Source organism: Lactobacillus sp. UCMA15818 (assembly GCF_030400225.1).
In the GTDB taxonomy this organism is placed as follows: domain Bacteria; phylum Bacillota; class Bacilli; order Lactobacillales; family Lactobacillaceae; genus Liquorilactobacillus.
In genome coordinates this window covers 1-1739 of record NZ_VJYB01000033.1, presented here as the reverse complement: position 1 = coordinate 1739, position 1739 = coordinate 1, and the positions used below count along the sequence as shown (strand labels likewise).

Sequence of the window (1739 nt, the reverse complement as noted above, 5' to 3'; positions counted from 1 at the left end):
CACTAATCTCTTCTTTGGGTTTATAAAACAGTTATGATTGGTGCCCTTCGCTACCAATTTTCTAATATTCATTGCCATCAAGGCAATTCCAGCTTCTCTTTTTACCTTTTCAAGACCTCTAACAGAAAATCTTTTAAAACCCAAACAAGCCTTCAATCCACCAAAAACTGATTCGACATCTATTTTACGTCGTCCGTAAATTGAACCAGTTTGGTGATTTGAAAGCAACTTGCGTTCTTTGGCTTTGAAATATTCCCATGCGCCATTGATATTTATTTTACGAGGATTTCCGTTTTTAGTGAAAGCTCGGTGATCAACTTGAAAATCCCTATCATATTTGTTTGCCTTATACTCTTTAAATTCACGTACAAATCCGTACTTGTCTTTGCGCTTACGGTAAGCATAAAAACTAAATCTAACTCCTTGTGGATCAATAAAATAATCGTCTTTAGGATGATATGCCCAATTCATGACCTTGCGGTCGTCACTTTGCCATTTGCGACTATTTTCTTTCAGCATTGTTCCATATGGAATTAACGCTGTATGTTCAGATAGCTCATCTTCAAGGTATCGATAATTTGATTCTGAACCGTATCCTGCATCAGCCACAATATACTTACCTAAAGTTCCAGCTGATTTTTGCTGCTGTAAAAAAGGAATTAATGTTTTGGTATCTCCTGGATTTTGAAAAATATCAAAGGCAGTTACAAATTGGTTACTCGTGGCAATCTGTAGATTATAAGCTGGTTTTAGCTGCCCATTGAGCATTGAATCTTCTTTAACACGCATAAAAGTTGCATCATGATCTGTTTTCGAATAACTATTTCGTTTACCATAGATTCCAGCTTGTATTTTATGTTCTAATAACTTAGTTTGGCGTAACCCAAGTTTTCTTTTTAACGATTTCAGTTTTCGACGTTTAGACTTGTCTGGGTTTGGAGAAGTGTACTCTTTTTCAATTTTTTTATTCAGATCCTTCAAATTATTCTCTAATCGCAAGATAATTTCATCAAGCATTTCCAAAGTAAGATCTGTTTCTGCTGGTAACTGACATTTAAACTTAGCTTCATTTAATTCTTCCAAAAGAGATATAATCGCGGAGCGATTAAGCCTGTCAAAACGAACAGTATTCTTGCGCCAAACAAAACTATATTTATTGGCATCAGCTAAAATTTTAGTTCCATCAATAAAGGTAACCTCATCAATAAAATTATTTTTCTTTAGATACCTGATTAGTTTTTGAATACATTGATTGATCAAGCTCTCAACTTCATCTGAAATTCTAAAACGACAAATTGTTCGGTAAGCTGGAACTTGCTCTTGTGTCAGCCAGCGAGCTGCTAAGTTCTCTTCTGCCAGAGTATTAATCCGACGGCTACTGAAGATACCTTTTGTGTACGCAAACAAAATTAATTTTAACAGTACACGTAAATCATATTTACGCGGACGTCCAAAGATATAGGGATCTTTAATTTTAAGATCTTCAACTATTTGATTAATCATCCGCGCAGGATGATTTTCTTTTGGTTCCCAGTCAGTTTTGATACTAAGTACGGTCTGATTTATGTTATAATTATTATACATGTTGGATATCCTTTCTATGTAAGGTGTATTGTTTTTGAAGGTGCTGGCTGCAACCAGTGCTTTTTTTATTTTCAATTATACCAAAAGAGCTACACTAGAAAAATTATTATTTTTTCTAATGTGGCTCTTTTACTTAGGACTTATGGCACAGCCCC

General features: G+C 34.8%; 1 protein-coding gene. It reads right to left on the bottom strand.

Translation table 11 applies throughout. The annotated features are described in order from the left end of the window. Positions 1 to 1584 (bottom strand): IS1182 family transposase (locus tag FFX44_RS12530; RefSeq protein ID WP_289981755.1); only part of this gene is annotated, 1584 nt, incomplete at its 3' end. Between the last annotated feature and the right edge of the window lie 155 nt (positions 1585 to 1739).